Origin of the sequence: Enterobacter cloacae complex sp. 370H10 (assembly GCF_050031535.1) — a bacterium.
GTDB lineage: Bacteria > Pseudomonadota > Gammaproteobacteria > Enterobacterales > Enterobacteriaceae > Enterobacter > Enterobacter intestinihominis.
On sequence record NZ_JBLGWG010000001.1, the window covers coordinates 5,151,540 to 5,166,899 of the forward strand.

General features: G+C 52.7%; 15 protein-coding genes. All 15 read left to right on the forward strand.

All coding sequences use genetic code 11. The features are described from left to right. The first annotated feature begins 9 nt into the window (after positions 1–9). The 15 genes from asnC to glmS all read left to right on the forward strand — a co-directional run bounded on the left by asnC (position 10) and on the right by glmS (position 15,083). Complete coding sequence (gene asnC, locus ACQG2Q_RS25315) at positions 10–468, forward strand: transcriptional regulator AsnC (RefSeq protein WP_003862383.1); 459 nt, start codon at positions 10–12, stop codon at positions 466–468. A 90-nt stretch (positions 469–558) separates the two neighbouring features. Continuing rightward, positions 559–1,008, forward strand: a complete 450-nt coding sequence (gene mioC, locus ACQG2Q_RS25320) for an FMN-binding protein MioC (RefSeq protein ID WP_003862381.1) — start codon at positions 559–561, stop codon at positions 1,006–1,008. Positions 1,009–1,382: 374 nt separating this feature from the next. After that, the gene (gene mnmG, locus ACQG2Q_RS25325; RefSeq protein WP_003862379.1) at positions 1,383–3,272 is read left to right on the forward strand and encodes a tRNA uridine-5-carboxymethylaminomethyl(34) synthesis enzyme MnmG; all 1,890 of its coding nucleotides are present in this window, start codon (positions 1,383–1,385) and stop codon (positions 3,270–3,272) included. A 108-nt stretch (positions 3,273–3,380) separates the two neighbouring features. Continuing rightward, positions 3,381–4,004: a 16S rRNA (guanine(527)-N(7))-methyltransferase RsmG gene (gene rsmG, locus ACQG2Q_RS25330; RefSeq protein WP_023305125.1), complete on the forward strand. Its 624-nt coding sequence runs from the start codon at positions 3,381–3,383 to the stop codon at positions 4,002–4,004. Between the two features lie 616 nt (positions 4,005–4,620). Further along, positions 4,621–5,001 carry a F0F1 ATP synthase subunit I gene (atpI, locus tag ACQG2Q_RS25335; protein ID WP_003862375.1) on the forward strand — a complete coding sequence of 127 codons (381 nt, stop codon included), beginning with the start codon at positions 4,621–4,623 and terminating at the stop codon, positions 4,999–5,001. Positions 5,002–5,009: 8 nt separating this feature from the next. Beyond that, positions 5,010–5,825: a F0F1 ATP synthase subunit A gene (gene atpB, locus ACQG2Q_RS25340; RefSeq protein ID WP_022649873.1), complete on the forward strand. Its 816-nt coding sequence runs from the start codon at positions 5,010–5,012 to the stop codon at positions 5,823–5,825. A gap of 49 nt (positions 5,826–5,874) precedes the next feature. Next, positions 5,875–6,114 (forward strand): F0F1 ATP synthase subunit C, encoded by a 240-nt coding sequence (gene atpE / locus ACQG2Q_RS25345; protein WP_000429386.1) that lies wholly within the window; start codon positions 5,875–5,877, stop codon positions 6,112–6,114. A gap of 48 nt (positions 6,115–6,162) precedes the next feature. Further along, positions 6,163–6,633, forward strand: coding sequence for a F0F1 ATP synthase subunit B (atpF, locus tag ACQG2Q_RS25350; protein ID WP_003862370.1), 471 nt, complete (start codon positions 6,163–6,165; stop codon positions 6,631–6,633). 14 nt (positions 6,634–6,647) lie between these two features. Beyond that, the gene (gene atpH / locus ACQG2Q_RS25355; protein ID WP_003862369.1) at positions 6,648–7,181 is read left to right on the forward strand and encodes a F0F1 ATP synthase subunit delta; all 534 of its coding nucleotides are present in this window, start codon (positions 6,648–6,650) and stop codon (positions 7,179–7,181) included. A gap of 12 nt (positions 7,182–7,193) precedes the next feature. Then, complete coding sequence (gene atpA / locus ACQG2Q_RS25360) at positions 7,194–8,735, forward strand: F0F1 ATP synthase subunit alpha (RefSeq protein ID WP_006808751.1); 1,542 nt, start codon at positions 7,194–7,196, stop codon at positions 8,733–8,735. Between the two features lie 51 nt (positions 8,736–8,786). After that, a complete protein-coding gene (atpG, locus tag ACQG2Q_RS25365; protein WP_003862364.1) occupies positions 8,787–9,650 on the forward strand; it encodes a F0F1 ATP synthase subunit gamma in 864 nt (287 codons plus the stop codon). Between the two features lie 31 nt (positions 9,651–9,681). Continuing rightward, positions 9,682–11,064, forward strand: coding sequence for a F0F1 ATP synthase subunit beta (atpD, locus tag ACQG2Q_RS25370; protein WP_003862362.1), 1,383 nt, complete (start codon positions 9,682–9,684; stop codon positions 11,062–11,064). Between the two features lie 20 nt (positions 11,065–11,084). After that, the gene (locus tag ACQG2Q_RS25375; protein ID WP_006177560.1) at positions 11,085–11,504 is read left to right on the forward strand and encodes a F0F1 ATP synthase subunit epsilon; all 420 of its coding nucleotides are present in this window, start codon (positions 11,085–11,087) and stop codon (positions 11,502–11,504) included. Positions 11,505–11,642: 138 nt separating this feature from the next. Continuing rightward, positions 11,643–13,013 carry a bifunctional UDP-N-acetylglucosamine diphosphorylase/glucosamine-1-phosphate N-acetyltransferase GlmU gene (gene glmU, locus ACQG2Q_RS25380; RefSeq protein ID WP_022649874.1) on the forward strand — a complete coding sequence of 457 codons (1,371 nt, stop codon included), beginning with the start codon at positions 11,643–11,645 and terminating at the stop codon, positions 13,011–13,013. Positions 13,014–13,253: 240 nt separating this feature from the next. After that, positions 13,254–15,083 (forward strand): glutamine--fructose-6-phosphate transaminase (isomerizing), encoded by a 1,830-nt coding sequence (gene glmS / locus ACQG2Q_RS25385; protein ID WP_063849877.1) that lies wholly within the window; start codon positions 13,254–13,256, stop codon positions 15,081–15,083. Positions 15,084–15,360 lie beyond the last annotated feature (277 nt).

The window sequence follows — 15,360 nt, forward strand, 5'->3', positions numbered from 1 at the left end:
GAAAAACCTATGGAAAATTATCAGATCGACAATCTGGACCGCGGCATTCTGGAAGCGCTCATGGCCAACGCACGCACCGCGTATGCCGAACTGGCGAAACAATTTGGCGTCAGCCCGGGGACTATTCACGTTCGCGTAGAGAAAATGAAGCAGGCCGGGATCATCACCGGCGCACGCATTGATGTCAGCCCGAAGCAACTCGGCTACGACGTCTGCTGCTTCATTGGCATTATTCTGAAAAGCGCCAAAGATTACCCCTCCGCGCTGGAGAAGCTGAACGCGCTGGATGAAGTCACTGAGGCGTACTACACCACCGGGCACTACAGCATCTTTATAAAGGTCATGTGCCGATCCATCGACGCCCTCCAGCAGGTACTTATCAACAAGATCCAAACAATCGATGAAATTCAGTCCACCGAAACCCTGATCTCCCTGCAAAACCCGATCATGCGTACTATCCGCCCGTGATCGGGCAATTTCATTCCCACATTTTCCACAGGTAGATCCCAGCTCGTTCACAGCGTACAATGGCCGCCTCTTTATCTGAGCGAGCGATCAATGGCGGACATTACTCTTATCAGCGGCAGCACCCTGGGCGGTGCGGAATATGTAGCGGAACATCTGGCTGAGAAGCTGGAAGACGCGGGCTTTTCTACACAAACGCTGCACGGACCGCTGCTGGAAGATCTCCCGACTGACGGGGTCTGGCTGCTGATCACCTCCACGCACGGCGCGGGCGATCTGCCGGATAACCTGCAACCTTTATATGACGAACTGCTGGAACAACAGCCCGATCTGTCAAACGTCCGGTTTGGCGCTGTAGGGATCGGCAGCCGTGAATATGACACTTTCTGTGGCGCCATAGAGAAAGTAGAAGCTGCGGTGACCGCCTGCGGAGCAAAACAGCTGGGTGAAACGCTGAAGATCAACATCCTCGATCATGATATTCCCGAAGATCCAGCCGAGATCTGGCTCGCGGAATGGAAAAATTTACTCAAAAACGATTAAAGATCGTGCGATTAGATGTGGATAACTCTGGTTAAAAGCTCGTATTAACCCGTAGTTATCCAAAGAACAACGTTAGTTTAGTTTTTGACCTGTGTATAAAGTGCCGATCTGATCCCAGCTTATACGGTCCAGGATCACCGATCATTCACAGCAAACGATCCTTCCTAACTGCATGATCTTATTTATGGGATCGGACTTATCCACAAAGGTCTGCGATCCTAATAAGAGATCACAATAGAAAAGATCTCTAAATAAAAAGATCTTCTTTTTAATAGCCCAGGATCCCAATGCTTTCTCGAAAGACTAAAGTTGAGTAGAATCCACGGCCCGGGCTTCAATCCATTTTCATACCGCTTTACGCGAGGCAGACCACCATGTTTTATCAGGATCCTTTTGACGTCATCATCATTGGCGGGGGTCACGCAGGCACTGAGGCCGCAATGGCCGCAGCGCGAATGGGTCAGCAGACCCTGCTTTTGACACACAATATCGACACGCTGGGACAAATGTCCTGTAATCCGGCGATTGGCGGCATTGGGAAAGGACACCTGGTAAAAGAAGTGGATGCACTTGGCGGCCTGATGGCGAAAGCGATCGATCATGCGGGTATCCAGTTTAGGATACTAAACGCGAGTAAAGGTCCGGCTGTTCGCGCCACCCGTGCACAGGCAGACCGCGTGCTTTACCGTCAGGCTGTGCGCACCGCGCTGGAAAACCAACCGAACCTGATGATCTTCCAGCAGGCTGTAGAAGATCTTATCGTGGAAAACGATCGTGTTGTTGGCGCCGTGACCCAGATGGGTCTCAAGTTCCGCGCAAAAGCGGTGGTGCTGACGGTCGGGACATTCCTGGACGGTAAAATCCATATTGGTCTGGACAACTACAGCGGTGGCCGTGCGGGCGATCCGCCGTCGATTCCGCTGTCTCGTCGTCTGCGTGAGCTGCCGCTGCGCGTAAGCCGCCTGAAAACCGGTACGCCGCCGCGAATTGATGCGCGTACCATTGATTTCAGCGTTCTGGCACAGCAGCACGGTGATAACCCGATGCCGGTATTCTCGTTCATGGGCAATGCGGCGCAACATCCGCAGCAGGTGCCGTGCTACATCACGCACACCAATGAAAAAACCCATGACGTGATCCGCAATAACCTCGATCGCAGCCCAATGTACGCCGGCGTGATCGAAGGGATCGGCCCACGTTATTGCCCGTCGATCGAAGATAAAGTGATGCGCTTTGCCGATCGTAACCAGCATCAGATCTTCCTCGAACCTGAAGGACTGACCTCGAACGAAATTTACCCGAACGGCATCTCCACCAGCCTGCCGTTCGACGTGCAGATGCAGATTGTGCGTTCAATGCAGGGGATGGAAAACGCGAAGATCGTTCGTCCTGGCTACGCTATTGAGTACGATTTCTTCGATCCGCGTGACCTGAAGCCGACGCTGGAAAGCAAATTCATCCAGGGTCTGTTCTTCGCAGGCCAGATTAACGGCACCACCGGGTACGAAGAAGCTGCCGCACAAGGACTGCTGGCCGGTCTGAACGCCGCTCGCTTCTCTGCCGAGAAAGAGGGCTGGGCACCGGCGCGTTCTCAGGCTTACCTGGGCGTTCTGGTCGACGATCTCTGCACGCTGGGGACCAAAGAACCGTACCGCATGTTTACTTCTCGTGCGGAATATCGCCTGATGCTGCGCGAAGACAATGCCGATCTGCGTCTGACCGAGGTGGGCCGCGAATTGGGTCTGGTGGATGACGAACGCTGGGCGCGCTTCAACGAGAAGCTGGAGCGTATCGAACAGGAACGTCAGCGCCTGAAAACCACCTGGGTGAATCCGCAGGCGGAAACTGCTGCTGAAGTGAACGCTCACTTAACTGCGCCGCTTTCGCGCGAAGCCAGTGGTGAAGATCTGCTGCGCCGTCCTGAAGTCACCTACGAGAATCTGGTCAAACTGACCGCGTTCGCACCGGGCCTTGAAGACGCTGAAGCGGCTGAACAGGTCGAGATTCAGGTGAAATACGAAGGTTACATCGCGCGTCAGCAGGATGAGATCGAAAAACAGCAGCGCAACGAAAATACGCTGCTGCCGGAAATGCTGGACTATCGTCAGGTGACGGGGCTTTCCAACGAAGTGATCGCTAAGCTGAACGATCACAAACCTGTGTCGATTGGCCAGGCCTCACGTATCTCCGGTGTCACACCTGCCGCGATTTCGATTCTGCTGGTGTGGCTGAAAAAGCAGGGTATGCTGCGCCGCAGCGCGTAATTAACATTGTTTTTGGGCGGGTGGCGCTTCGCTTACCCGCCCTACTTAATCGTAGGCCCGGTAAGCGGCAGCGCCACCGGGCGAAAAATCTCTCAACAGGTATCCACCGTGCTCAATAAACTCTCTCGTCTGCTGGAACAGGCAGGTATTTCGCTCACCGATCACCAGAAAAATCAGCTGGTGGCCTATGTCGATATGCTGAACAAATGGAATAAAGCGTACAACCTCACCTCCGTACGCGATCCCAACGAGATGCTGATTCGCCATATTCTCGATAGCATCGTTGTGGCGCCGTATCTTACCGGTGAACGTTTTATCGACGTGGGCACCGGTCCGGGCTTGCCGGGCGTTCCGTTGTCTATTGTTCGACCGGAGAGTCATTTCACGCTGCTGGACAGTCTGGGCAAGCGCGTACGCTTTTTACGACAGGTTCAGCATGAGCTGAAGCTGGAAAACATCACGCCCGTGCAGAGCAGGGTAGAGGAGTTCCCGGCAGAGCCACCGTTTGACGGCGTTATCAGCCGCGCATTTGCCTCACTCAATGACATGGTGAGCTGGTGCAAACACCTGCCGGCGAATAAGGGCCGTTTTTATGCGCTGAAAGGACAACTTCCGGGGGACGAAATAGAGCAGCTTCCGGACGGTTTTGCAGTGGAATCCATTGAAAAACTCCAGATCCCTCAGCTCGAAGGTGAGCGTCATCTGGTGATAATTAAGCCAAACACCTTTTAAAAAATTAATAAAAAATGTGGAATTTGTGCTGTTCTGATGGTGTTAAAAAGCAGCACATCCAGTCTGATTTGGCCGTAGTTAATTTAACCTTGTTGTCACCATGGATTTTCTTATGGTTAACCTGAAGTGATTCGTTCACCCTGAAGATAGTCAACCATGAAAATATCAGCCTGCTAAAAGTGGGTAAAGGCAACAAGAATGAAATGTTAAATATTTATTAAGAATGTCAATAAAAGGTTTTTGTTGTATACGGCTCTGTTTTAAAAATAGTTGCGATTTTTTTGCTTTAATTTCAATCGGATGAAATAAATCGTTTTACGTCTTTGATAAATACCACTTTATCGCAAATGTGTATTTTGTGATCTCGTGCACGCTTTATCACCAACGTTTCCGCGCTGTTTGCAGTTTTGCCTGAAGGTTGGCACTGAGTTCAAAAGTTGAAAAATAGGACTGGGGAAAAATATTTAAACATTTATTCACCTTTTCGCTACTTAATGTTTGAAATCACGGGTACGCACCGTATAATTTGACCGCTTTTTGATGCTTGACTCTGAGCCTTAAAGGACGTTTTATACGACACGCGGCATACCTCGAAGGGAGCAGGAGTAAAAACGTGATGTCTGTGTCGCTCTTGAGTAGAAACGTTGCTCGTAAGCTTCTGTTCATTCAGTTTCTGGCTGTGATAGCAAGTGGACTGCTGTTTAGCCTCAAAGACCCCTTCTGGGGCATCTCCGCCGCGTGCGGAGGTTTGGCGGTGGTTCTGCCAAACGTGTTGTTTATGATTTTTGCCTGGCGTCATCAGGCGCATACACCCGCCAAAGGCCGCGTGGCCTGGTCCTTCGCTCTCGGCGAAGTGTGTAAGGTGTTGCTGACCTTTGCTCTACTGGTGATGGCGCTGGCGGTTTTGAAAGTGGTATTCATGCCGCTGATAGCAACGTGGGTTTTGGTGCTGGTGGTACAAGTTCTGGCTCCAGCTGTAATCAATAACAAAGGGTAAAAGGCATCATGGCTTCAGAAAATATGACGCCGCAGGATTACATAGGTCACCATCTGAATAACCTTCAGCTGGACCTGCGTACATTCTCGCTGGTGGATCCACATAACCCCCCGGCCACCTTCTGGACGATCAACATCGACTCCATGTTCTTCTCGGTGGTTTTGGGTCTTCTGTTCCTGGCCATGTTCCGCGGTGTTGCTAAACGAGCGACCAGCGGTGTTCCAGGGAAATTCCAGACGTTCATCGAGATGATCATCGGCTTCGTCCATGGCAGCGTCAAAGACATGTACCATGGTAAGAGCAAGCTGATTGCTCCGCTGGCCCTGACCGTGTTCGTTTGGGTCTTCCTGATGAACCTGATGGACCTTCTGCCTATCGATTTCCTGCCGTGGATCGGCGAGCATGTCTTCGGTCTGCCTGCCCTGCGCGTGGTTCCGTCTGCCGACGTGAACATCACCCTGTCGATGGCGCTGGGCGTATTTATCCTGATTCTTTTCTACAGCATCAAAATGAAAGGCGTAAGCGGCTTTGTGAAAGAGCTTACCTTGCAGCCGTTCAACCACTGGGCGTTTATTCCGGTCAACCTGATCCTGGAAGGCGTTAGCCTGCTGTCCAAACCTGTTTCACTGGGTCTGCGACTGTTCGGCAACATGTATGCGGGTGAGCTGATTTTCATTCTGATCGCGGGTCTTCTGCCGTGGTGGTCACAGTGGATTCTGAATGTGCCATGGGCCATTTTCCACATCCTGATCATTACGCTGCAAGCCTTTATCTTCATGGTTCTGACGATCGTCTATCTGTCGATGGCGTCTGAAGAGCACTGATTTTTTACCAACACTACTACGTTTTAATTGAAACAAACTGGAGACTGTCATGGAAAACCTGAATATGGATCTGCTGTACATGGCTGCCGCTGTGATGATGGGTCTGGCGGCTATCGGTGCTGCGATCGGTATCGGCATCCTCGGGGGCAAATTCCTGGAAGGCGCAGCGCGTCAACCTGATCTGATTCCTCTGCTGCGTACTCAGTTCTTTATCGTTATGGGTCTGGTGGATGCAATCCCAATGATCGCTGTAGGTCTGGGTCTGTACGTGATGTTTGCTGTCGCGTAGTAGTTGTTTTAAAACCCCAAGCCACAGAAATTTAAGAGGTATTGTGCTGTGAACATGAACGCAACAATCCTCGGCCAGGCCATCGCGTTTATTCTCTTTGTCTGGTTCTGCATGAAGTATGTATGGCCGCCTTTAATGGCTGCCATCGAAAAACGTCAGAAAGAAATTGCTGACGGTCTGGCTTCCGCAGAACGCGCTAAGAAAGATTTGGACCTTGCACAGGCCAACGCGACAGACCAGCTGAAAAAAGCGAAAGCTGAAGCTCAGGTAATCATTGAACAGGCTAACAAACGCCGTTCTCAGATCCTGGACGAAGCCAAAGCTGAAGCAGAACAGGAACGTACTAAGATCGTGACACAGGCTCAGGCTGAAATTGAAGCTGAGCGTAAACGTGCTCGTGAAGAACTGCGTAAGCAGGTTGCGATTCTGGCTGTTGCTGGCGCCGAGAAGATCATCGAACGTTCCGTGGATGAAGCTGCTAACAGCGACATCGTGGACAAACTTGTCGCTGAACTGTAAGGAGGGAGGGGCTGATGTCTGAATTTGTTACGGTAGCTCGCCCCTACGCCAAAGCAGCTTTTGACTTTGCTGTCGAACACCAAAATGTCGATCGCTGGCAGAATATGCTGGCGTTTGCCGCTGAGGTGACGAAAAACGAACAAATGGCCGAGTTGCTTTCTGGTGCGTTAGCGCCTGAAACCCTCGCCGCGTCGTTTATCGCCGTGTGCGGAGAGCAACTGGATGCCAACGGCCAGAACCTGATTAAGGTGATGGCGGAAAATGGTCGTCTCCGTGTGCTCCCGGATGTTCTCGAGCAGTTTGAGCACTTACGTGCCCTTAGTGAAGCTACCGCTGAAGTTGAAGTAACTTCCGCGACTGAACTGAGTGATGAACAGCTTGCGAAAATCACCGCCGCGATGGAAAAACGTCTGTCACGCAAAGTTAAGCTGAATTGCAAAATCGATAAGTCTGTAATGGCAGGCGTAATCATCCGTTCGGGTGATATGGTCATTGATGGCAGCGTACGCGGCCGTCTTGAGCGCCTTGCAGACGTCTTGCAGTCTTAAGGGGACTGGAGCATGCAACTGAATTCCACCGAAATCAGCGAACTGATCAAGCAGCGCATTGCTCAGTTCAGTGTTGTGAGTGAAGCTCACAACGAAGGTACTATTGTTTCTGTAAGTGACGGCGTTATCCGCATCCACGGCCTGGCCGATTGTATGCAGGGTGAGATGATTTCCCTGCCGGGTAACCGTTACGCTATCGCACTGAACCTGGAGCGCGACTCCGTAGGTGCCGTTGTGATGGGTCCATACGCTGACCTTGCCGAAGGCATGAAGGTTAAGTGTACTGGCCGTATTCTGGAAGTGCCGGTTGGCCGTGGCCTGCTGGGTCGCGTTGTTAACACCCTGGGTGCGCCAATCGACGGTAAAGGTCCGGTTGAGCACGATGGCTTCTCTCCAATCGAAGTTATCGCACCAGGCGTTATCGACCGTCAGTCCGTTGATCAGCCAGTGCAGACGGGTTATAAGTCCGTTGATGCCATGATCCCAATCGGTCGTGGTCAGCGTGAACTGATCATCGGTGACCGTCAGACCGGTAAAACCGCGATGGCAATCGACGCCATCATCAACCAGCGTGATTCCGGCATCAAATGTGTGTACGTGGCTATCGGCCAGAAAGCGTCCACCATTTCCAACGTGGTTCGTAAACTGGAAGAGCACGGCGCACTGTCTAACACCATCGTTGTGGTAGCTACCGCGTCTGAATCTGCTGCACTGCAATACCTGGCACCATACGCTGGTTGCGCAATGGGCGAATACTTCCGTGACCGCGGTGAAGATGCGCTGATCGTATACGATGACCTGTCTAAACAGGCTGTTGCTTATCGTCAGGTTTCCCTGCTGCTCCGTCGTCCACCAGGACGTGAAGCATTCCCAGGCGACGTATTCTACCTCCACTCTCGTCTGCTGGAGCGTGCTTCCCGCGTTAATGCGGAATACGTCGAGAACTTCACCAAAGGTGAAGTGAAGGGTAAAACAGGTTCTCTGACCGCTCTGCCGATCATTGAAACCCAGGCGGGTGACGTTTCTGCGTTCGTTCCGACCAACGTAATCTCCATTACCGATGGTCAGATCTTCCTGGAAACCAACCTGTTTAACTCCGGTATTCGTCCGGCGGTTAACCCGGGTATCTCCGTATCCCGTGTGGGTGGTGCTGCTCAGACCAAGATCATCAAGAAACTGTCCGGTGGTATCCGTACCGCGCTGGCACAGTATCGTGAACTGGCTGCGTTCTCTCAGTTCGCATCCGATCTGGACGAAGCAACCCGTAAACAGCTGAGCCACGGTCAGAAAGTGACCGAGCTGCTGAAGCAGAAACAGTACGCGCCAATGTCTGTTGCTCAGCAGGGCCTGGTACTGTTCGCGGCTGAACGCGGTTACCTCGAAGATGTGGAACTGGCGAAAATCGGTAGCTTCGAAGCCGCTCTGCTGGCTTACGTCGACCGTGATCACGCTCCGCTGATGCAAGAGATCAACCAGACCGGTGGCTATAACGACGAAATCGAAGGCAAGCTGAAAGCTATCCTCGATTCCTTCAAAGCAACCCAATCCTGGTAATCGTCCGGCGGCTTGTCTCAGGACAAGCCGTCTGGCATTGAGGAGAAGCTCATGGCCGGCGCAAAAGAGATACGTAGTAAGATCGCAAGCGTCCAGAACACGCAAAAGATCACTAAAGCGATGGAGATGGTCGCCGCTTCCAAAATGCGTAAATCGCAGGATCGCATGGCGGCCAGCCGTCCTTATGCAGAGACCATGCGCAAAGTGATTGGTCACCTTGCAAACGGTAATCTGGAATATAAACACCCTTACCTGGAAGAACGCGACGTTAAGCGCGTGGGCTACCTGGTGGTGTCGACTGACCGTGGTCTGTGTGGCGGCTTGAACATTAACCTGTTCAAAAAACTGCTGGCGGATATGAAAGGCTGGTCCGATAAAGGCGTTCAGTGCGATCTGGCACTGATTGGCTCTAAAGGCGTCTCTTTCTTTAACTCCGTTGGTGGCAACATTGTCGCTCAGGTGACCGGTATGGGTGATAACCCGTCCCTGTCCGAACTGATCGGCCCGGTTAAAGTGATGTTGCAGGCCTACGATGAAGGCCGTCTGGACAGACTGTACGTTGTCAGCAACAAATTTATTAACACCATGTCTCAGGTGCCTACGCTCACTCAGATGCTGCCGTTACCGGCATCAGAAGATGACGAGCTGAAACAGAAAGCCTGGGATTACCTGTATGAACCCGATCCGAAACCGCTGCTGGATACCCTGCTGCGTCGTTACGTTGAATCTCAGGTTTATCAGGGCGTTGTAGAAAACCTGGCCAGCGAGCAGGCCGCACGAATGGTGGCGATGAAAGCCGCGACCGATAATGGCGGCAGCCTGATTAAAGAGCTGCAGTTGGTTTACAACAAAGCTCGTCAGGCCAGCATTACTCAGGAACTCACCGAGATCGTCTCGGGGGCCGCCGCGGTTTAACCAGGTTTACGAATTACGTAGAGGATTCAAGATGGCTACTGGAAAGATTGTCCAGGTAATCGGCGCCGTGGTGGACGTCGAGTTCCCTCAGGACGCCGTACCACGCGTGTACGACGCGCTTGAGGTACAAAATGGTAACGAGAGCCTGGTGCTGGAAGTTCAGCAGCAGCTCGGCGGCGGTATCGTGCGTACCATCGCCATGGGTTCTTCCGACGGTCTGCGTCGTGGTCTGGAAGTGAAAGACCTTGAGCACCCGATCGAAGTCCCGGTAGGTAAAGCAACACTGGGTCGTATTATGAACGTATTGGGTCAACCAATCGACATGAAAGGCGACATCGGTGAAGAAGAGCGTTGGGCTATCCACCGCGCGGCACCTTCCTACGAAGAGCTGTCCAGCTCTCAGGAACTGCTGGAAACCGGCATCAAAGTTATCGACCTGATGTGCCCGTTCGCGAAGGGCGGTAAAGTTGGTCTGTTCGGTGGTGCGGGTGTAGGTAAAACCGTAAACATGATGGAGCTGATCCGTAACATCGCGATCGAGCACTCCGGTTACTCCGTGTTTGCGGGTGTTGGTGAACGTACTCGTGAGGGTAACGACTTCTACCACGAAATGACCGACTCCAACGTTCTGGATAAAGTATCCCTGGTTTACGGCCAGATGAACGAGCCACCAGGAAACCGTCTGCGCGTTGCGCTGACTGGCCTGACGATGGCTGAGAAGTTCCGTGACGAAGGCCGTGACGTTCTGCTGTTCGTTGATAACATCTACCGTTACACCCTGGCCGGTACTGAAGTATCTGCACTGCTGGGTCGTATGCCTTCAGCGGTAGGTTATCAGCCTACGCTTGCGGAAGAGATGGGTGTTCTTCAGGAACGTATCACCTCTACCAAAACTGGTTCTATCACCTCCGTTCAGGCGGTATACGTACCTGCGGATGACTTGACTGACCCATCTCCAGCCACCACCTTTGCTCACTTAGATGCAACCGTGGTACTGAGCCGTCAGATCGCGTCTCTGGGTATCTACCCGGCCGTTGACCCGCTGGACTCTACCAGCCGTCAGCTGGATCCACTGGTTGTTGGCCAGGAACACTACGACACCGCGCGTGGCGTACAGTCCCTGCTGCAACGTTACCAGGAACTGAAAGACATCATCGCCATCCTGGGTATGGATGAACTGTCTGAAGAAGACAAACTGGTGGTAGCACGTGCGCGTAAGATCCAGCGCTTCCTGTCCCAGCCGTTCTTCGTTGCGGAAGTATTCACCGGTTCTCCAGGTAAATACGTTTCCCTGAAAGACACCATCCGTGGCTTTAAAGGCATCATGGAAGGCGAATACGATCACCTGCCAGAGCAGGCGTTCTACATGGTTGGTTCCATCGAAGAAGCCGTGGAAAAAGCCAAAAAACTTTAACGCCTTAATCGGAGGGTGATATGGCAATGACTTACCACCTGGACGTCGTCAGCGCAGAGCAACAAATGTTCTCTGGTCTGGTCGAGAAAATCCAGGTAACGGGTAGTGAAGGTGAACTGGGTATTTTCCCGGGTCACGCACCGCTGCTCACCGCCATTAAGCCTGGTATGATCCGCATCGTTAAACAGTTCGGTCATGAAGAGTTTATCTATCTGTCCGGCGGCATTCTTGAAGTGCAGCCAGGCAGTGTGACCGTTCTGGCCGATACCGCTATTCGTGGCCAGGATCTCGACGAAGCGCGAGCCCTGGAATCGAAGCGTAAGGCTGAAGAGCACATTAGCAGCTCTCATGGTGACGTGGATTACGCTCAGGCGTCTGCGGAGCTGGCCAAAGCGATCGCGAAACTGCGCGTTATCGAGTTGACCAAAAAAGCGATGTAACACCGGCTTGAAAAGCACAAAAGCCAGTCTGGATCCCAGGCTGGCTTTTTTTTTCGGCCTTAATTCATGATGAAAAAGATGTAGAATTTTAAGCATCAAACGTTTTTACTTCTCACACAAACTACCGTCAGGATGCGTATGTTAAACAGTGCGATGAGCGTGGTGATCCTTGCTGCAGGCAAAGGTACCCGCATGTATTCCGATCTGCCTAAAGTGCTCCACACGCTGGCAGGAAAGCCAATGGTGCAGCATGTTATTGATGCAGCTAATGAATTAGGCGCCAGCCAGGTGCATCTGGTTTATGGACATGGCGGCGATCTGCTGAAAAAAACGCTGCGTGACGACAATCTCAACTGGGTGCTACAGGCAGAACAGCTGGGTACGGGTCATGCAATGCAGCAGGCTGCACCCTTCTTCGCTGATGATGAAGACATCCTGATGCTCTACGGCGACGTCCCGCTGATCTCCGTTGAAACCCTCACTCGCCTGCGTGAAGCCAAACCGCAGGGTGGCATTGGGTTGTTAACCGTCGTGCTGGACGATCCAACCGGCTATGGCCGCATTACGCGTGAAAACGGCAAGGTAACCGGGATTGTTGAGCATAAAGATGCCACTGACGAACAGCGTCAGATTCAGGAGATCAACACCGGCATCCTGATTGCGAACGGTGCGGATATGAAGCGCTGGCTGTCCAAACTCAATAATAACAACGCGCAGGGTGAATACTACATCACCGACATCATTGCGATGGCGTACCAGGAAGGGCGTGAGATTGCTGCCGTTCATCCGGCGCGTATCAGCGAAACGGACGGGGTAAACAACCGTCTACAGCTGTCACGCCTGGAGCGTATTTACCAGTCCGAGCAGGCAGAAAAACTGTTGCTGGCGGGCGTTATGCTGCGCGATCCGGCGCGTTTCGATCTGCGTGGCACGCTGACCCACGGGCGCGACGTTGAAATAGATACTAACGTTATCCTGGAAGGTAACGTCACGCTGGGCAACCGCGTCAAAATCGGCACCGGCTGTGTGATTAAAAACAGCGTGATCGGTGACGACTGCGAAATCAGCCCGTACAGCGTGGTAGAAGATGCGCGTCTGGATCCCGCCTGTACCATCGGCCCGTTTGCGCGTCTGCGCCCGGGCGCTGAGCTGCTGGAAGGCGCTCATGTAGGTAACTTCGTGGAAATGAAAAAAGCACGTCTCGGTAAAGGCTCGAAAGCCGGTCATCTGACCTATCTGGGCGATGCGGAAATTGGCGACAACGTAAACATCGGTGCAGGGACGATTACCTGTAACTATGACGGTGCCAATAAGTTTAAAACCATCATCGGTGATGACGTGTTTGTAGGTTCCGATACCCAGCTGGTGGCGCCTGTTACCGTGGGCAAAGGCGTGACCATTGCCGCCGGGACAACCGTTACGCGCGATGTGGCCGAGAACGAGCTGGTGTTAAGCCGCGTTCCGCAGGTCAGTAAGCAGGGCTGGAAACGCCCGGTGAAGAAAAAGTAACGACAATATACACCCCTCACCCTGACCCTCTCCCCAAAGGGGAGAGGGGAACTGAATGGTGCGGTTTTCATCCTCTCCCCTTTGGGGAGAGGGCCGGGGTGAGGGGATAACATAATCCTCCCCCCACCAGCAGTACCCATAAAAATAACCCCACTCTCTACAAGGCTCGGGGTGCCCGGAAAGGGCAAATACAGGTCAGCGACAACGCATGGCATAACGCCATAATCAGGAAATCTAACTATGTGTGGAATTGTTGGCGCAGTTGCGCAGCGTGATATTGCTGAAATCCTTCTCGAAGGTTTACGTCGTCTGGAATACCGTGGTTATGACTCAGCCGGTCTGGCTGTCGTCGATGCAGAAGGTCATATGACCCGTCTGCGTCGTCTCGGTAAAGTGCAGATGCTGGCCCAGGCGGCGGAGGAACATCCGCTGCACGGTGGCACCGGTATTGCGCATACCCGCTGGGCGACTCACGGTGAGCCATCTGAAGGCAACGCACACCCGCATGTGTCTGAACACATTGTGGTGGTGCATAACGGCATTATCGAAAACCACGAACCGCTGCGTGAAGAACTGAAAGCGCGCGGCTATACCTTCGTCTCTGAAACCGACACCGAAGTAATTGCTCACCTGGTGCACTGGGAGCTGGCACAGGGCGGTACGCTGCGTGATGCGGTGCTGCGCGCTATCCCTCAGCTGCGTGGTGCTTACGGTACGGTGATCATGGATTCCCGTGACCCGTCCACGCTGCTGGCCGCGCGTTCCGGTAGCCCGATGGTGATTGGTCTGGGCATGGGTGAAAACTTTATCGCTTCCGACCAGCTGGCGCTGCTGCCGGTTACCCGTCGCTTTATCTTCCTGGAAGAGGGCGACATTGCCGAGGTGACACGTCGCAGCGTGACCGTATTCGACACGAAAGGCGAGCAGGTTAAGCGCCAGGAAATCGAATCAAACCTGCAATACGACGCGGGCGACAAAGGTGCTTATCGTCACTACATGCAGAAAGAGATCTACGAACAGCCAAACGCCATTAAAAACACCCTGACCGGGCGCATCAGCCATGGTGAAGTGGATCTGAGCGAGCTGGGCGCCAATGCCAACGAAATGCTGAGCAAAGTCGAGCACATTCAGATCGTGGCCTGCGGTACCTCTTACAACTCCGGTATGGTCTCTCGCTACTGGTTTGAATCCCTGGCGGGCGTGCCGTGCGACGTCGAAATCGCATCTGAGTTCCGCTATCGTAAATCCGCTGTGCGCCGTAACAGCCTGATGATCACTCTTTCCCAGTCTGGCGAAACGGCCGATACCCTGGCGGCGCTGCGTCTGTCTAAAGAGTTGGGTTACCTGGGTTCGCTGGCCATCTGTAACGTACCGGGCTCCTCGCTGGTGCGTGAATCCGATCTGGCGCTGATGACTAAAGCGGGCACCGAAATCGGCGTCGCTTCCACCAAGGCGTTCACCACTCAGTTGACCGTTCTGCTGATGCTGGTGGCGAAACTGGCACGTCTGAAAGGTCTGGATGCTTCCGTTGAACACGACATCGTGCATGGCCTTCAGGCGCTGCCGAGCCGTATTGAGCAGATGCTGTCTCAGGACAAACGCATTGAGGCGCTGGCTGAAGATTTCTCTGACAAACATCACTCCCTGTTCCTGGGGCGTGGCGATCAGTATCCGATTGCGCTGGAAGGGGCGCTGAAGCTGAAAGAGATCTCTTACATTCATGCTGAAGCTTACGCGGCAGGTGAACTGAAACATGGCCCGCTGGCACTGATCGATGCGGATATGCCAGTTATCGTGGTGGCACCTAACAACGAACTGCTGGAGAAACTGAAATCTAACATCGAAGAGGTGCGCGCCCGTGGTGGTGTACTGTACGTCTTTGCGGATAAAGATGCCGGTTTTGCCAGCAGCGACAACATGCACATCATCGAGATGCCGCATGTGGAAGAGGTGATTGCGCCGATCTTCTACACCGTACCGCTGCAACTGCTGGCTTACCACGTCGCGCTGATCAAAGGCACCGACGTTGACCAGCCGCGAAATCTGGCGAAGTCCGTTACCGTAGAATAATCCTTCCAGGCTCCGCCATCCGGTGGAGCCTTTTTTTATGACAATCCGTCATTTTCAGCTATTTTATCAGTGTCACATAAAGAAAATATTACTGAAAACAAGCTGTCATAATAATCATTAAGCTTATGATTTATTTATGGATTTTTGCTTAATTTTAAGTGAAATTTTCTTTGTCATAAAACTGTCATATTTCGTACATTTATCTGTCACCTGTTTGTCCTATTTTGCTCATCGTAGCCACTTAAACAATGATTTACGAAATCCTTGCAGGAGACAT

What these genes read in the sequence shown, in the direction of transcription:
- atpH (WP_003862369.1), top strand. Translation starts at nt 6,648, where the DNA reads ATGTCTGAATTTGTTACGGTAGCTCGCCCCTACGCCAAAGCAGCTTTT.
- atpI (WP_003862375.1), top strand. Translation starts at nt 4,621, where the DNA reads ATGTCTGTGTCGCTCTTGAGTAGAAACGTTGCTCGTAAGCTTCTGTTC.
- mnmG (WP_003862379.1), top strand. Translation starts at nt 1,383, where the DNA reads ATGTTTTATCAGGATCCTTTTGACGTCATCATCATTGGCGGGGGTCAC.
- atpD (WP_003862362.1), top strand. Translation starts at nt 9,682, where the DNA reads ATGGCTACTGGAAAGATTGTCCAGGTAATCGGCGCCGTGGTGGACGTC.
- mioC (WP_003862381.1), top strand. Translation starts at nt 559, where the DNA reads ATGGCGGACATTACTCTTATCAGCGGCAGCACCCTGGGCGGTGCGGAA.
- glmU (WP_022649874.1), top strand. Translation starts at nt 11,643, where the DNA reads ATGTTAAACAGTGCGATGAGCGTGGTGATCCTTGCTGCAGGCAAAGGT.
- ACQG2Q_RS25375 (WP_006177560.1), top strand. Translation starts at nt 11,085, where the DNA reads ATGGCAATGACTTACCACCTGGACGTCGTCAGCGCAGAGCAACAAATG.
- atpA (WP_006808751.1), top strand. Translation starts at nt 7,194, where the DNA reads ATGCAACTGAATTCCACCGAAATCAGCGAACTGATCAAGCAGCGCATT.
- glmS (WP_063849877.1), top strand. Translation starts at nt 13,254, where the DNA reads ATGTGTGGAATTGTTGGCGCAGTTGCGCAGCGTGATATTGCTGAAATC.
- asnC (WP_003862383.1), top strand. Translation starts at nt 10, where the DNA reads ATGGAAAATTATCAGATCGACAATCTGGACCGCGGCATTCTGGAAGCG.
- atpE (WP_000429386.1), top strand. Translation starts at nt 5,875, where the DNA reads ATGGAAAACCTGAATATGGATCTGCTGTACATGGCTGCCGCTGTGATG.
- atpB (WP_022649873.1), top strand. Translation starts at nt 5,010, where the DNA reads ATGGCTTCAGAAAATATGACGCCGCAGGATTACATAGGTCACCATCTG.
- atpG (WP_003862364.1), top strand. Translation starts at nt 8,787, where the DNA reads ATGGCCGGCGCAAAAGAGATACGTAGTAAGATCGCAAGCGTCCAGAAC.